Source organism: Sorangium sp. So ce185 (assembly GCF_051526825.1).
GTDB classification, from domain to species: domain Bacteria; phylum Myxococcota_A; class Polyangia; order Polyangiales; family Polyangiaceae; genus Sorangium; species Sorangium cellulosum_D.
The window spans coordinates 8,249,196-8,264,411 of sequence record NZ_CP150316.1; the positions used below are offsets into that span (position 1 = coordinate 8,249,196).

Below are 15,216 nucleotides of genomic sequence, written 5' to 3' on the forward strand. Positions count from 1 at the left end.
GCGACCCGTCGCATGCGGCTCCGCGATCTCTTCCTCGTCGACCCCTGCCTCCCGCTGCCGGGCGCGGGCGCCTCGGGGCGAGGCGCGGCGCCCGCTCCGGGCGATCTCGCCGGCGTCCTCGTTCCACCCAGCCTCGGCGCGCCGCTCCTCCGCGCGCTCCGGCGGCTCACCGCGGCCCTCGACGAGGGGCGGGCGGCGCCCCTGCCCTTTCTCTGGATCGCGGGACCTCCTGGTTCGGGCAAGTCCACGCTCCTCCGGCTGCTCCTGACCGGCCTGCACCGCGCACCTCCGCCGGGCGGCCCCCTCCCCGGCGCCGCGCGCAGCCCGCGCGATCTCGCCCCCGAGCTCCGCGATGCCCTCGGCGCGCTGCGCGCGCGCATCGACGGGGCGAGCGTCGTCGTCAGCGCCGCGCGCGAAGGGGCGCGGGGCGCGTCGCTGCACGCCGTGGTCCTCCAGCAGCTGAAGGAGCGCCTCGGAGAGCCCGCGGAGCGGCGCAGGGAGCTCTCCGTCAAGGATGCCGTCGAGGAGATCTTCGCCCTCCTCCGCCTGCGCGCGCCGGCGAAGACGCTGTGCCTCGGCATCGACGATGTCGACGCGCTCGCCGCCGCGGACGACGCCGGGCGGCGCAACGTCGTCTCGTTCCTCTCCCACCTCGCCCAGCGCCTCAAGTCGCGGGCCTGGCTCGTCGCGACCGCCCGCGACGACGGCCGCGAGCCCGAGGACCTCGGGCCGCTCGAGGCGCTCTTTCCAGCCGATCTCCGCCTCCGCCTCGATCGCTCCCTGCCGGACGTCCTCCGCCTCGGCGCGCTCGCCAAGCGGCCGCCCGCCGAGGCCGCCCTCCGCGATCTCTTCCGGCAGCGCGCCGCGGAGCTCGTCCAGCACGCCCGCGCCTCGGCGTCGCTCACCGAGGACGAGCTCGTCGCCTCCTGGCCGCTGCTCCCCGAGGTGATCGACCTCCTCATCCGGACCGCGTCGGCCCTGCGCGCGAGCGCCGCGCCGGGCGGTGAAGCCCCGCTCTCCGTGCCCGGCTGGGTCGGCGAGATCCTCCGCGCCGAGGGCCTCCGCGACGCGCCGCTCGACCGCTGCGTCCCGCTCGACGCCGCCTTCGACGCGGCGCGCGCCGCGCTCGATCCCGCGGTCCTCGCCGCGGTGGCGCAAATCGACGACCTCCCGGAGCTCGACGGGCAGCGCCCGCTCGTCTCGCGCGTCGCGCGCGCGGTCGCCTTGCTCGAGCTCTCCGCGGACGCGGCCCCCGTCACGCCGTCCGGGATCGCGCGATCGCTCTACGGCGGCCCTCGGGAGAGCGTCCCCGTCGCGGCCGTGAGCGCCTGCCTCGCGGCGCTCGAGGCCGCGCGCCTCGCCGCGCTCACCGAGCGCCGCGGGGCCCAGCTCCTCACCGCGTCCTTCGAGCCGTGGCGCCGCGAGCGGGACGACTTCACCGTGACCTTCGAGCACACGAGCGAGCTGATACGCGAGCTGCTCGGCGAGCTCCTCCACGGCCTCGTCGTCCCTCGCCTCGAGGGGCGGTCAGCGCCGCTGCGCGCGTGGTACTCGGACGGCAAGCGCCAGCACGACACGCCGCTGCTCCGGCCTCCGGGGGACGCGGCGCTCGGGCTCGACCTCCGCTACCTCCCGATGTACCGCAGATCCGACGCGGAGTGGCGCGACCGCAGCGGGCGCCCGCCGCTCGCCGGGCGGCTCATCTGGGTCGCCGCGGGCGACCCGGAGCGCGCGCGCGATCTCTCGATCGATCTGCTCCGCGCGCGCCGGATGATCCGGCGGGCCGAGCGCCGCGCGCCCTCGCAGCGCGAGGATCTCCGCCTCTTGCAGCTCGAGCAGGCCCGGGACATCGACCTGGCGCGCCGGATGCGCGAGGCGGTGACTCGCGAGTTCATGGCTGGCTCCTTCTATTATCGCGGCGAGCCGTGGCCGGCGGCAGAGCTCGGCGCGGGGTGGGGAGAGGCCGCCCTCGCGGCGCTCGCGCGCGCGTCGCTCGCGCACGCGGCGCACGCGGGCCGCTCGACGGCGGCCGCCGGCGAGCGGCTCACCCAGGGAGGGGAGCCGCCGTGAATCCGTGTTGACGGTCCGGATACCGGCCGATATCGTCTGGATTTGCGGACAGGGCTCGTCCTGGCGCCGTCTTCGATCCCACTCTCCATCACACGTTTGCCACGTTTGACTGCAACCACCGCGCCGGGGTGCCTGGCGCCCAGGGACCTGCGATGGCCATGAAGGATGTCGTCTCCATCAGCTCCAGCGTCCTGCCCGAGGCCGCCCGCGTGCTCGGCGTGCGAGGCACCGAGGGCATCTCGCGGCCGTATTGCTTCGAGATCTACCTCGCGCTCACCAGCGACGACAGCCGTGACATCGACATGGCCGACACGATCGGCGCCAAGGCCACGTTGACGCTCGATCGCGACGACGACGACACGCCGCCCTTCGTCTTCCACGGCATCCTGTCCACGCTCGAGCTCGTGCAGGAGACCTACAGCCGCGCGCTCTTCCGCGCCACGCTCGTCCCGCACCTCTGGCAGCTCACCCTCACCCAGCACAGCCGCATCTTCACCGATCAGACGATCCCCGACATCATCAAGGCGATCCTCGAGGACGGCGGGCTGCTGCCGGAGGACTACGAGCTCAGGCTCTACGGCGATTACAAGCCGCACGAGCACGTCTGCCAGTACCGCGAGAGCCACCTCGACTTCATCTCACGCTGGATGGAGCGCGAGGGGCTTTATTACTACTTCGAGCACGAAGGCAGCTCCGAGAAGCTCATCATCACCGACAAGTCCTCCGCCCACGGCCCCATCGAGCGGACGCCGGTCCGGTATCACCCGGTCTCGGACACCGACGTCGTCGCCGGGGCGTCGCTCTCGTCGTTCCTCTGCCGGCACACCGCGCTGCCGGCGCGGGTCAAGCTCCGCGACTACGATTACGCGCGGCCGCTGCTCGACGTCTCCGGGAGCGCGCCGGTCTCCATGACGGGCATCGGCGAGATCAACCAGCATGCCGGCCGCTTCTTCACCCCCGAGGAGGGCGCGCGGCTCGCGAAGATCCGCGCCGAGGAGCTGCTCGCGCGGCAGGTCGTGGCCCAAGGCGGCGGCACCGCCCCCTTCTTTCGCCCCGGATACCTGTTCGAGCTCGAGGACCACCCGCGCGGCGCCCTCAACGCGAAATACCTGATCACCCAGACCGAGCACGTCGCGATCGCGGCCGGCGGCGGAGCGGAGATCAAGAAGCTGCTCGGCGTCGAGTCCGACGACGTGTACCGGATGGAGTTCAAGGCCATCCCGGCCGGCGTCCAGTACCGCGCCGAGAGCCGCACCCCGTGGCCGCGCATCTACGGCTTCGAGAACGGGACCATCGACGGCGAGGCCGAGAGCGAGTACGCGCAGGTCGACGACCACGGCCGCTACGCCGTCAAGTTCGAGTTCGACGAGAGCCCCCTCAAGGACGGCAAGGCCTCCACCTGGGTCCGCATGCTGCAGCCCCACGGCGGCGGCGTCGAAGGGTGGCACTTCCCCCTCCGCAAGGGCGTCGAGGTCCTCTTCACCTTCCTCGGCGGCGACCCCGATCTCCCGGTCATCGCCGGCGTCGTCCCGAACGCGCTCAACCCGAGCCCCGTCACGTCCCAGAACCGCACGACCAACATCATCCAGACCGGCGGCCGCAACCGCCTCGAGCTCGAGGACCAGGACGGCGGCCAGCGCGTCACCCTCTCCACGCCCACGAAGAACACCTTCATCCGGATGGGCGCGCCCAACGACGACAGCAACCTGTACCTGAACACCGACGGGATGACGTACTTGTACATCGGAGAGGACCTCGATCTCTGGACCGTCGGCCACAAGAAGGAATGGGTCGACCAGAGCTCGACCGAGTGGATCGTCGGCCCCTTCAGGACGGTCGTCGACAACCTCGTCACGGAGACCTACAAGGACAAGCAGGTGACCACCGTCGCGAAGGGGCGCGAGGAGACCGTCACCACGGGCGGCTACAAGCTCACGGTCAGCGCCGGGGGCGCCACCGTCGACATCACGAACCCGAGCACGTTCAAGGTGCACGGCACCCTGCTCGAGGAGGTCGACGGGGCGCTCACCCAGACGTACAAGGCCGGCGTCACCCAGAACGTCACCGGCGCCGTCAACCAGACCATCAGCCTCGACTACAACCTCACGTGCAACAAGATGAACGTCACCAACAAGGGTGACGAGATCCTCACCACGCTGGGCTCCTTCATCGGCACCACCATCTCCGCCACCTCGGAGACCACCGTCGGCATCAAGAACGAGAACCTGATCGGCGGGAAGATCGAGTCGGTCGTCGGCCTGAAGTTCGAGGCCCTGCTCGCCGCCAACATCGAGATCCACGTCGGCCCGCACGTCGAGATCAAGACCGCCGACATCAAGGCCAAGGCCGCGGAGATCCGCACCAAGGCCCTCGAGCTCTGGGCGACCCACGGCCCCACCATCAAGCAGGCCGCGCTCGATCTCGCCATCGCGGCCGCGCACATCCGTCTATGAAGACCGTCAAGCCGATGCGGCTGGGCCTCCTGTACAAGGTCTTCGAGCTCGACCGCCGCTTCTATTTCGTCACCACCCTGCTCGTCTTCTTCCCCCTCTCGTCCCCCTCCACGCTCCTGCCCGAGATCAACCTCTGGAAGATGGTCGGCGAGGAGCTCGGGAAAGAGGGCGTGCTCGACATGTGCATGCCGAAGCCGCGCGGCGAGGTCCTCCTGAGCGCCCGGGGCTACCCGCCCGGAGGCCGCCCGGCCCCCGCGTGCTCCGCCCGCGTCAGGCTCGGCGCGATCGACAAGACCCTTTACCTGGTCGGCGAGCGGCGCTGGACGCGCGGCGTCGCGTCGGATCCGGCGCCGTTCACCGAGATGCCGATCCGGTACGAGAACGCGTTCGGCGGCGAGGGGTTCGCGAAGAACCCGGTCGGCAAGGGGTTCGCCCCGGTCCGCGGCGCGCAGGGCGAGGTCCACCTCCTGCCCAACATCGAGGATCCGGACCGACTCGTGCGCTCGCCGAGGGACCGCCCCGATCCGGCCGGCTTCGACGCGCTCGACTTCATGTGGCCGCAGCGCTTCTCGAAGATCGGCACCTACGACGAGGCGTGGCTCAAGGACGGGTTCCCGGGGCTCGCGAAGGACACGGATCTCGGGTTCTTCAACACGGCCCCGGACGACCAGCAGATCGAGGGGTACTTCCGCGGAGACGAGCCGTTCTCGCTCGAGAACATGCACCCCACGGAGCCGCTCATCGAGTCCGCGCTCCCCGGCGTGGCCACCCGCTGCTTCATCCGGCAGAAGACCGACGCCGGCGACGAGCTCCGCGAGATCGCGACCCGCCTCGACACGGTGCGCTTCTTCCCGCACCGCGAGCGCGGCATCCTGATCTTCCGGGGCCTCACCGAGATCGCCGAGGACGACGCGTCCGACGTGCTGGAGATCATCGTCGGTTGCGAGTCGCTGGCGTCGCCGAAGCCCGAGAGCCATTACCGCGACGTCCTGGCGCGGCGCCTCGACAAGAAGGACGGCCACCTGCTCGCGCTGCGCGACGGCGACCTGATGCCGCCCGAGCCGGCCAGCAAGCCGAAGATCGCGGACGACAAGATAGGCGACGTGGGCGACCTGCTCGCGCGGGAAGACCTGCTCCAGAAGAACCAGCGCCGGCGGGCCGAGAAGGAGCTCGAGCGGCTGCGGGGGGAGCTCCGGGCGCTCGGCCTCGATCCGGACGAGCACATCCCCGCCGCGCTGCCCCCGGAGGAGCCCGCGCCCGATCTGGACGAGCTCCCGGCGTACGTCGAGCGCGCCATGGCCGACGTCGAGAAGCTCAAGAGCGAGGCCGAGGACCGGCGCAAGGCGTCCGAGGCGCAGGCCCGGGAGGCGCTGGCGGCGCAGGGGCTCGATTACGACGCGCTCGTCGAGGAGCAGAAGAAGAAGGCCGGCGGGCCGCCTCGGTTCTCGGCGAAGGCCGAGCTCGAGCGGCTCAAGGACATCCTCGTCATGGCGCGGAACGGCGGCGTCGCGCTCCCCGACGTCGAGGCCAAGCTGGCCGATCCGGAGCTCGAGCAGAAGCTCCTCCTGCAAGAGCAGAAGATGAACGAGGCTTACCGGCGTTATACGCAGCACTTCCCTCCCGCCGCGCGCCTCGACCCGGCCGGCTCCGCGCGCCTCCGCGACGCGCTGCTCGCCGGCCGCCAGGCGGGCGAGCGGTTCGACGCCCGCGACTTCACCGGGGTCGACCTCTCCGGGGTGGATCTGCGGGGCGCGGACCTCTCCGGCATCTTCCTCGAGGCCGCGAGCCTCGCGGGCGCGAACCTCGCGGGCGCGAACCTCAGCGACGCCGTCCTCGCGCGGTGCGACCTCTCCGGGGCCGACCTCACCGGCGCGAAGCTCGCGGGCGCGAACCTCGGCGAGGCCGATCTGAGCGACGCGCAGGCGGCCGGCGCGGATTGCGCCGGGGCGGTCTTCGCCAGGACCAACCTCTCGCGCGCGAGCTTCCGCGGCGCCCGGCTGAAGGGCGCCGACCTCTCCGAGGCGCTCGTCGCCGGAGCCGACTTCCAGCAAGCCTCGGCGCCCGAGCTCATCTTCCTCCGGAACGACCTCACCGGGATCAACCTCCGCGGCGCGGATCTCACCAAGTGCAATTTCATCGAGGTCACCGTCGAAGGCGTGGACTTCACCGGCGCCACGCTGAAGTCCGCCCTGTTCGTCACCTCGAAGGGCAACCGCGCCAATTTCCGGGGCGCCATGCTCGAGAACCTCCGGATCGTCGTCGACTCCTGCTTCGAGGGCGCCGATCTGCGGGGCGCCAACCTGACCGCCGCCAACCTGCGCGGCACGAAGCTCGCCGGCGCCGACTTCACCGGCGCGCTCCTCAAGGGCGCGGATCTCAGCGAGTGCGACCTGCGCGGCGCCAGGCTGCACCACGCGGAGGCCCGTGAGTCGAGGCTCGTCAAGGCGGACCTGAGCCAGGCCGCCCTGACGGGCGCCAACCTCATCTACGCGCTCCTCCAGAAGGCGAACCTCCGCGGCGCCGACCTCCGGGGCGCCAACCTGTTTCGCGCCGATCTCGCGCGGGTCGAGGGCGACCGCGCGACAAACCTCGACGACGCGCACGTCAACCAGGCTCGGGTCGTGCACCAGGCTCGGGTCGTGCAAGGGAGCGCCCGTGGACAGGGATGAGCTCGTCGCGCTGGTGCGGGGCGGCGAGGTCCTGGAGAAGGTCAGCCTCGCCGGCATGGACCTGACCGGCGCAGATCTCTCGGGGTGCATCTTCGAGCGCGTCGACCTGCACGGCGCGAAGCTCTCGGGGGCGCGCCTCAAGGAGTCGGTGCTGATGGAGTGCGATCTGCGCGGCGCGGATCTCACCGGCGCCAACCTGCATCACCTCGTCATGGACAAGGGCCGCCTCGCCGGGGCCGACCTCACCGGCGCCACGATGATCGCCGCGAAGCTCGTCGACGTCGACCTCACCTCGGCCGTGCTCGCCGGCGCCAACCTCGTCATCGCCGCCCTGGTCAAGCCGATCCTGGTCGGCGCCGACCTCTCCAGGACCAACCTGGATCGGGCCAGCATCGTCGACGCGAGCCTCCAGGGCACGAGCTTCGCGGGCGCGCACCTCAAGCAGACCGTCCTGATGAAGGCCGACCTCACGGGCGCCGTCCTCGCGGGCGCCCGGCTCGAGAACGCGATCTTGATGCAAAGCAAGCTCTCGGGCATGGATCTCTCGGGGATGGATCTCACGCTCACGCAGTTCATGGACGCCGATCTCGAGGCCACGAGCTTCCGGGGCGCGACGCTCGTCCAGTGCAACTTCAAGGGCGCGAACCTCACCGGCGCGGACCTCACCGGCGCGACCGCCCAGAACGCCGTCTTCGTCCAGGCGAACCTCACGCGCGCCTCCCTGCGGCGGGCCCTCCTGCGCCAGTCGTTGTTCGTCGAGGCCACGCTCTCCTCCACGAACGCGGCCTCGGCCGACCTGCAGCAGTGCGTCTTCACGCGGGCCGCGTGCGCTGGCGCCGTCTTCGCCGGCGCGGATCTCACGTACGCCGACTTCTCCTACGCCGACGTCTCGGGCGCCGATTTCTCCGGGGCGACGCTCTTCCGGGCGCGGTACCACAAGGTCGAGGAGGAGGGCGCCGTCTGGACGAGCCGCGCCGCCGCGCTCGGCGACGACGAGGCGCTGGCAGAGGCGGAAGCGTTCAAATCCCCCCACTGAGCGTGTGACGATCGGATGAGCAGGACATCGATGCAGAATCTGGCACGGAAGCTCGAGAGCACGGAGACGTTCCAGGAGACCGGGCGGGTCGTCGGCGCGGGCGCGGGCGGCTTCGTCGTCCGCGCGGGCACGGGCGAGCACGAGGCGCAGCGCGCGGTGAGCTGCCTCGTCGAGCCCGAGGTCGGCGACGTCGTGCTGCTCGCCAGGTCCGAGCGCGGCAAGAGCTATGTCCTGGCGGTCCTGGAGCGCGCGCCGGGGGCGGCCGCGCGCGTCGTGCACGACGGCGACATCGAGCTCCAGCTGCGGCGAGGTCGCTTCCGGGTCGCCGCGCAGGAGGGCATCGATCTCGCGTCGGGCAAGGACGTCTCGGTCGCGTCTGCCGGCGTCCGGGTCAACACCGTCGAAGGCAACGTCGTCTTCCAGCGCCTCTCCTGCTTCGGCGCGGCGGTCCACGCCGAGGTGGAGAAGGCCAAGATGGTCTTCACCAGCCTCGAGACGGTGGCCGAGCGGCTCACGCAGAAGCTCAAGAGGTCGTATCGCCTCATCGAGCAGTTCGACCACGTGCGCGCCGATCGCATCGACTACGCCGCGAAGCAGACGGCGAGCCTGCGGGGCGAGAACACGCTGGTCACCGCCGAGGAGCTGGTCAAGCTCGACGGCGAGCAGATTCACCTCGGATAGGAGGCGCTGCCATGTTCGCGAACTCCCAGATGATGGGCCTGGATCTCGGGTTCCCCGACGTCTGCCTCACGCCGACGCCGGCGCCGGTCCCCATTCCTTATCCGAACATCGCGGCCGGCCCGATGGGCGTCCCCGCGGCGTACAACATCCTGTTCATGGGCACCCCGGCGCACAACATGGCGACGACGGTCCCGCTGACGAACGGCGACAACACCGGGATCAACATGGGGGTGGCGTCCGGGATGGTCATGGGCCCGAGCCGCCATCTCACGGGCGCGTTCACGTGCCTGATCGGCGGCATCCCCGCGACGAGGATGACCAGCATGAGCCTGCAAAACTCCACGAACTGCCCGGGGATGCGGCTCGTCCCGAGCCAGGTCAAGGTGCTGCTCCTGGCGCCCTGAGGAGGCCTGTCATGATCATCGCCGGCGTCCTCCTCGCGCTCCTCGGCCTGCTGTTCGGCGCGGCGTCGGTGTCCGACGGCGCGTATGCGGTCCTCTCGGCGCACCTCGGCAAGAACCGAGCGGCGCTCGGCCAGGTCGCCTTCTTCTGCCTGCTCATGGGCGCGATCCTCTTCTTCTGGGGCAAGGTCAACGCGCGGACCGCGCGCATCCGGGCGTCGGGGCTCCCGGGCAAGGCGATCATCACGAAGTTCGACGACACCGGCGTGACGACCAACCGGGATCCGGTGGTAACGCTCCACCTGCACGTGATGCTCGAGAACCGCGAGCCGTACACGGCGGTCATCCGGCACAGCGTGCCGCGGCTGCGGGTGGGGCAGCTGACGAGCAAGGAGCCGGTCGCGGTGAAGGTGGATCCGGAGGACCCAAAGCGGATCGTGATCGAGTGGGATCAGTGAGGGCAGCGCTCCCTTCGCCGGGCCCGCGCCGCGCACGCGAGCAGCGCGAGCGCCGCTCCCCCGAGCGCCGCCGCGCCGCCCGGGCCGCGCTCGCCGGCGGCGCGGCAGCTGCAGCCGCGCACCGCGGCGTCCTCGTCGTCGTCGCCATCGCCAGCGCCCCCGCCGCCGCTGCCCGGCTCCATCCCTGAATCGCACGTTCCCCCGGGATAGACGTCCTGCTCCGTCCACTCCGGCTCCGACGGCCGCGAAGAGCTCGGCTGCGCCGTCTCCGGATCCTTCCTGTAGAAGCAAGGCCTGCAGGCGTGCACGGCCTCGCCGGCGACGTTCCCGGCCGCATCCATCGCCGTGACCCGGAAGCAGAGCGCCGTCGGGGCATCGACGCCGGCGAGCACGTCCACGGTCTGATGGATGGCCATGGTCACCGACGCGTCGGTCGTGAGCCGGCTCGTCGAGAACACCGGCTCCGTGAAGCTGACGTCCCGGAACGCCTCGACCGTGTAGATCACGGGGGACTCGCCGGTCCCCGCAGCATCGCCCTCGGCCGTGACCCACCACGCGAGGTGGCTGTGCGACTCGCAGCTCCCGCTGCTCGGCGTGGCGTCGGCATAATCGTAGAGGTCGAACGAGAGCCCGCTCGGCGTCGGCGGCGCCTCGGTGTCCGCGGCGCCGGCCGTGAGCTCGATCCGCGTCGCCTCGCACCCCTCGTCCGGGCAGAAGCTGCCCTCGATCACGATCGCCTGCCCCTCGCCGGGCGGCGGCTCGATCCGCGCGACGAGATCGTACCCCGCCGCCGGCACGTCCGGCGCGGCCACGAGGCTCGCCGGCTCGCCGTCGACCGTCACCGACACGGCGTCCAGCGAGAGGGCGTGGCCGGCGAAGAAGAGCGCGGCGTTCCCCGGGGTCGTCGCGCCGCTCGCCGGGAAGACCTCGGTCACGCCCGGATACGGCATGCCGCACGCGCCCGCGCTGGCCTCCATCGCCAGGAAAGAGGCCAGCGCCGCGAGGATCCCAGCAGTCCACGAACCATGGTTCATGACGCCAGGGTATCGCCCTGCGGCTCCCCACGGAGCGGAGAGCACGGCTGGAACGCCGGCCTACCCGGCCGCCAGCGCCGCTTCCGTCGATCGCGGCGCCCCGTAGAGCAGCCGCTCGTCGCGCCGCCACCAGCCCGGCGCCCCGGCGAGCGGGTGCTCGGTCCGGCCGGTGGACGCGAGCTCCTTCGCGACCGCCGCGAGCGCCGTGGGCCGCGGCGCGGGCCCGCGCACGTCGAAGACCCCCGGCTCGTAGTGGCCGCGCGCCTGGGTGACCAGGCTGTCCCAGTCGTACGCCCCGAAGGCGGACCACAGCGTCACCGCCCGCACGTCGGCGCCCTCCGCCCGGGCCGCGCGCGCGCCCTCCCACGCCTCCACAAGCCAGCGGATCTGCTCCTCCGGCGTGCACCCGAGGTGGACCTCGGTGATCGCGATCGGCGTCGCGTACCGCCGCCAGACGTCGCGCAGCACCTCGTGGTGGCCGAAGATCCCCTCCTCCCGGACGCGCACCGCCTCCACGTCGGCGTACGCGTCGCGCCCGTTGCCGCCGTGCGTCCACGAGGGGTAGCGCTCGACGCGGTGATCGAGGAACCGATCGCTCGTCAGGTAGTAGTTCACGCCGATCACGTCCGGCGGGCACGGCTCCGCCGCGAGCCGCGCGAGCTCCTCGTCGCTCACGCCGCAGTCGCGGAGGTGCTGGCGCAGCGGGTGCGCGGCGTCGACGCGCCCGTACAGCAGATCGAGGCTCAGCCAGCGCCGGTGGTTCTCGAACTCCGCCTGGTAGGCGAGCCGGGGCGTGCTGGCGATCGCGCCGAAGTCCTCCGTCTGCACGAGCCGCGCGTCCGGGCGCACCCGCCGGATCGCGCGCATCGCGGCCGCGGTGGCGCGCGTCTCCACGAGCAGCGCGCGCATGAGGGAGGCCGAGTCCCGGCGGTGCGGGTACCAGTGCCCGTAGAGCGCGCTGAAGCGCGCGGTCGTGAGCGGCTCGTTCACCGGCGTGAAGTCGCGCACCCACGGGTAGCGCTCCGCCACGGCGCCGGCGAACTCCGCGAGGCCGCTCGCGAAGTTGTCCTCCATCAGGCTGGTCCACGGCGGGCCGCTGCCGTGGTGGACCAGCCCGACGATCACGTCGATGCCGAGCTCCCGCAGCCGGTGGAGGCGCTCGTCTGCCCACGAAAAATCGGCGCTCCGCGGGCCGTCCGGGGCCGTGCGCTCCCAGAGGACCGGGTACCGGACGGCCGTGACCCCGAGCTCCGCGAGCAGGTCCAGATCGGTGATGCGGCCGTGGTGGCCCGTGCGCTCCAGCTGGTTGAAGTACTGGTCGCCGACGCGGTTGACCGTGCACTCGACGCCGGCCCAGAGCGCGATCCCGGCGCGCTCGCTCACGGGGCCACCCCTCCCACCAGCACCGTCGCGTGCCGGCCCGGCGTTCGCCCGTAGGCCTCCACGACCGCCCGGCCCACCTGTGCCGCGCAGCCGCGCTTCACCAGGGCCACGATCGAGCCGCCGAAGCCGCCGCCGGTCAGCCGGGCGCCGAAGACGTCCGGCTGCGCCCGCGCGCTCTCCACCAGCGCGTCGACCGCCGGCACCGACACCTCGAAGTCGTCGCGCATCGACCGGTGCGACGCGTCGAAGAGCTCGCCCAAACGGCCGAGATCCCCGGCGCGGAGCGCGGCCACGGCGGCGAGCACCCGGGCGTTCTCGGTCACCACGTGGCGCGCGCGCCGGTCGAGCGGCGCCGGCAGCGACGCGATGCGCTGCTCGGCGGCCGCGTCGACGTCCCGGAGCTGCGGCACGCCGAGCAGGGCCGCGGCGCGCTCGCACTCCGCGCGCCGCGTCTTGTAGTCGCCGCTCGCGTGCTGGTGCGCCACCCCCGAGTTCACGACGAGCAGCTCGGCCTCGGCGGGCAGCGGGATGCGCTCGAACGCGAGGGTCCTCGTGTCGATGAACAGCGCCGTGTGCTCGTCGGCGAGGCTCGCGGCCATCTGATCCATGTTCCCGACGGGCGCGCCCACGAAGTCGTGCTCCGCCGCGTGCGCGATGCGGGCGATCTCCACGTCGTCGATGGAGAGATCGAGCATCGACCGCAAGGCGCGGGCGAGCGCCACGAGCAGCGAGGCGCTCGACGACAGGCCGCTGCCGAGCGGCACCGACGACGCTACCTTCGCGTCGAAGCCCGGGATCGACGCGCCCCGGCCGCGGAGGACCGCGGTGATGCCCTGCACGTAGTCGAGCCACAGGCCGCGGCGCGCCTCCTCGCCGGCGCGGAACGAGAGCGGGGCGCCGCCGTCCACGTTCTCGCTCGCGACCTGGACGAGCCCGTCGTCCCGCGGCGCGATCTCGATGCGCGTCTTCTGCGGGATCGCCGTCGGCAGCACGTACCCGCCGCTGTAATCGGTGTGCTCGCCGATCAGGTTCACGCGCCCCGGCGCCTCGGCCGCGAGCTTCGCCGGGCGGCCGAAGACGGCCTCGAAGCCCAGCCCGCGCGCGGTCATCGCGGCGCACCCATGTCCACGAGCCCGGGCATGTCCGCAAGGGCCGGCATGTCCGCGAGCCCCCCGTCGCTCAGCGTCGAGGGCGTCTCGTTCGGGCCGACGAACGGGATCCCCTGCGTCGCCGCCGCCATCTTGTGGAGCGGGAACTTCGGCGTGCGGTCGGCGTGGAGGAGGCCGTTCGCCTCCTGGTACGTGTCGGCGAACTGCGTGTAACAGAAGCCGGCGAGCAGCTCGAGGGAGTTGATCACCTTCATGAGCTTCGTGTAGCGCTCGGCGAACTCCTCCGAGGTCCTGCACGCGGAGTACCCCCACGTGCCGCCGTCGCCGCCGCCGGGCGCGACCGCGATCCCGCCGAACTCCGACAGCACGATCGCGGTCTCGTGGCTGACCGACGGGTCGAGCACGAGGGCGCGCCCCCCGGGCCTCTCCCGCTTCAGCAGCTTGGGCACGACGTCGTGCGCGAAGTAGCGGCGCGCGATGCGCTCGGGCGACGGATCGTAGTCGTGGATCCCGATGATGTCGGTCGCCACGCTCTCCCACCCGTCGTTGCCGATGACCGGCCTCGTGTAGTCCATCGACCTCGTGAGGTGATAGAGCGCCTGCACGTAGTGCCGCTCGTTCGGGTTGTCCGGCAGGTTCGGGACGCCCCACGACTCGTTGAACGGCACCCACGCGACGATGCACGGGTGGCTGATGTCCCGCCGGATCGCCTCGAGCCACTGCCGCGCGAGCCGCTCGATCGACTTGCGCGTGTGCCGGTAGGCGCTCGGCATCTCCTCCCACACGAGCAGGCCGAGCTTGTCGGCCCAGTAGAGGTACCGCGGATCCTCGATCTTCTGGTGCTTCCGGGCGCCGTTGAAGCCCATCTGCTTCGTGAGCTCGACGTCGCGGCGCAGCGCCTCGTCGTCGGGGGCGGTGATCCCGGTCCCCTCCCAGTAGCCCTGGTCGAGCACCATCCTGAGGACGTACGCCCGCCCGTTCAGGAGGAAGCGGTCCCCGCGGACGGCCACCGAGCGCAGCGCCGTGTAGCTCTTCACGCGGTCGATCGTCATCCCGGACTGGTCGTAGAGGACGATGTCGGCCTCGATCAGCGTCGGGCGCTCGGGGCACCACAGGAGCTCGTTGCGGAAGTCGTCGATGCCTGGGTCGGAGAGCGTGATGCGCCGGTGGACCTCCCCGGCCACGACCGTGTACTGGTCGTTCGCGATCGTCATGTCGCCGACGCGCAGCCGCACGCCGACGCGCGCGCCCTCCACCGGCGCGTTGGCGACGCGGACCTCGACCGCGATCTCCCAGCGCTCGAGGTTCGGGGTCCACCGGAGGTACTCGACGCGCATGCGCGGCACGCGCTCGAGCCACACCGTCTGCCAGATCCCCGTGGTCCGCGGGTACCAGATGGAGTGAGGCTCGAGCTTCCAGTCCTGCTTGCCGCGCGGCTTCGCGAGGTCGTTCGGATCGTCGTGGGCCTGAACCACGATCGTGACGCTCTCGCGCCCCTTCACGTGCTCGGTGATGTCGAGCTCGAACGGCGTGTAGCCGCCCTCGTGCTCGCCGGCGAAGCTGCCCTCGATCCACACCCTGGCCAGGTAGTCCACGGCGCCGAAGTGCAGGATGAGCCGCTCGGCGGGGTCGAGCTCCGGCACCTTGACCTGGCGCCTGTACCAGCAGGCCTTGAAGAAGCCGGTCTCGCCGACCCCGCTCCGCGGCGTCTCCGGGGCGAACGGCACCTCGATCGTCCTGTCGAAGCGCGCGTCGGCCGGCGAGCTCCACTCCGCCCGGGGATCGAGGGCGAACTCCCACGCCCCGTTCAGCGAGGTCCAGCCCTCTCGCCGGAGCAGCGGGCGCGGGTAGCCGCGGGCAGCGCCGCTGTCGGCCGGCGGCGGCACCGAACCTGGGATACCGATCTGTGCAAGGTGCTGTCG

Annotated in this window: 11 protein-coding genes; 7 read left to right on the forward strand and 4 right to left on the reverse strand. The window is 71.8% G+C overall.

Annotated features, from left to right (window positions below; all coding sequences use genetic code 11):
• The first annotated feature begins 12 nt into the window (after positions 1 to 12).
• The 7 genes from WMF26_RS30260 (at position 13) to WMF26_RS30290 (ending at position 9,768) form a co-directional block, all read left to right on the forward strand.
• Entirely contained in the window at positions 13 to 2,070 is a 2,058-nt protein-coding gene (locus WMF26_RS30260) for an AAA family ATPase (protein ID WP_437995531.1), read from the forward strand.
• 152 nt (positions 2,071 to 2,222) lie between these two features.
• Complete coding sequence (locus WMF26_RS30265) at positions 2,223 to 4,523, forward strand: type VI secretion system Vgr family protein (protein WP_437995532.1); 2,301 nt, start codon at positions 2,223 to 2,225, stop codon at positions 4,521 to 4,523.
• Entirely contained in the window at positions 4,520 to 7,192 is a 2,673-nt protein-coding gene (locus WMF26_RS30270) for a DUF2169 domain-containing protein (RefSeq protein WP_437995533.1), read from the forward strand. The genes WMF26_RS30265 and WMF26_RS30270 overlap by 4 nt, the downstream gene beginning before the upstream one ends.
• The gene (locus WMF26_RS30275) at positions 7,179 to 8,228 is read left to right on the forward strand and encodes a pentapeptide repeat-containing protein (RefSeq protein ID WP_437331854.1); all 1,050 of its coding nucleotides are present in this window, start codon (positions 7,179 to 7,181) and stop codon (positions 8,226 to 8,228) included. The genes WMF26_RS30270 and WMF26_RS30275 overlap by 14 nt, the downstream gene beginning before the upstream one ends.
• A 30-nt stretch (positions 8,229 to 8,258) precedes the next feature.
• Positions 8,259 to 8,909, forward strand: coding sequence for a DUF3540 domain-containing protein (locus tag WMF26_RS30280; protein ID WP_437331855.1), 651 nt, complete (start codon positions 8,259 to 8,261; stop codon positions 8,907 to 8,909).
• An 11-nt stretch (positions 8,910 to 8,920) separates the two neighbouring features.
• Complete coding sequence (locus WMF26_RS30285; protein WP_437331856.1) at positions 8,921 to 9,313, forward strand: DUF4150 domain-containing protein; 393 nt, start codon at positions 8,921 to 8,923, stop codon at positions 9,311 to 9,313.
• An 11-nt stretch (positions 9,314 to 9,324) separates the two neighbouring features.
• Complete coding sequence (locus WMF26_RS30290; protein WP_437995534.1) at positions 9,325 to 9,768, forward strand: hypothetical protein; 444 nt, start codon at positions 9,325 to 9,327, stop codon at positions 9,766 to 9,768.
• On the opposite strand, the gene WMF26_RS30295 is transcribed toward WMF26_RS30290, so the two are convergent.
• From WMF26_RS30295 to WMF26_RS30310, 4 genes are read right to left on the reverse strand one after another with little or no spacing between them, the layout of a single operon-like run.
• Positions 9,762 to 10,802: a hypothetical protein gene (locus WMF26_RS30295; protein ID WP_437995535.1), complete on the reverse strand. Its 1,041-nt coding sequence runs from the start codon at positions 10,800 to 10,802 to the stop codon at positions 9,762 to 9,764. The genes WMF26_RS30290 and WMF26_RS30295 overlap by 7 nt on opposite strands.
• A gap of 60 nt (positions 10,803 to 10,862) precedes the next feature.
• Positions 10,863 to 12,185, reverse strand: coding sequence for a family 1 glycosylhydrolase (locus WMF26_RS30300; RefSeq protein ID WP_437995536.1), 1,323 nt, complete (start codon positions 12,183 to 12,185; stop codon positions 10,863 to 10,865).
• Positions 12,182 to 13,294 carry a galactokinase gene (gene galK / locus WMF26_RS30305; protein WP_437995537.1) on the reverse strand — a complete coding sequence of 371 codons (1,113 nt, stop codon included), beginning with the start codon at positions 13,292 to 13,294 and terminating at the stop codon, positions 12,182 to 12,184. Before galK ends, WMF26_RS30300 begins: the two co-directional genes overlap by 4 nt.
• Positions 13,291 to 15,180, reverse strand: coding sequence for a glycoside hydrolase family 2 protein (locus WMF26_RS30310; protein ID WP_437995538.1), 1,890 nt, complete (start codon positions 15,178 to 15,180; stop codon positions 13,291 to 13,293). Before WMF26_RS30310 ends, galK begins: the two co-directional genes overlap by 4 nt.
• Positions 15,181 to 15,216 lie beyond the last annotated feature (36 nt).

What these genes read in the sequence shown, in the direction of transcription:
- WMF26_RS30260 (WP_437995531.1), top strand. Translation starts at nt 13, where the DNA reads ATGCGGCTCCGCGATCTCTTCCTCGTCGACCCCTGCCTCCCGCTGCCG.
- WMF26_RS30265 (WP_437995532.1), top strand. Translation starts at nt 2,223, where the DNA reads ATGGCCATGAAGGATGTCGTCTCCATCAGCTCCAGCGTCCTGCCCGAG.
- WMF26_RS30270 (WP_437995533.1), top strand. Translation starts at nt 4,520, where the DNA reads ATGAAGACCGTCAAGCCGATGCGGCTGGGCCTCCTGTACAAGGTCTTC.
- WMF26_RS30280 (WP_437331855.1), top strand. Translation starts at nt 8,259, where the DNA reads ATGCAGAATCTGGCACGGAAGCTCGAGAGCACGGAGACGTTCCAGGAG.
- WMF26_RS30285 (WP_437331856.1), top strand. Translation starts at nt 8,921, where the DNA reads ATGTTCGCGAACTCCCAGATGATGGGCCTGGATCTCGGGTTCCCCGAC.
- WMF26_RS30290 (WP_437995534.1), top strand. Translation starts at nt 9,325, where the DNA reads ATGATCATCGCCGGCGTCCTCCTCGCGCTCCTCGGCCTGCTGTTCGGC.
- WMF26_RS30295 (WP_437995535.1), bottom strand. Translation starts at nt 10,802, where the DNA reads ATGAACCATGGTTCGTGGACTGCTGGGATCCTCGCGGCGCTGGCCTCT.
- galK (WP_437995537.1), bottom strand. Translation starts at nt 13,294, where the DNA reads ATGACCGCGCGCGGGCTGGGCTTCGAGGCCGTCTTCGGCCGCCCGGCG.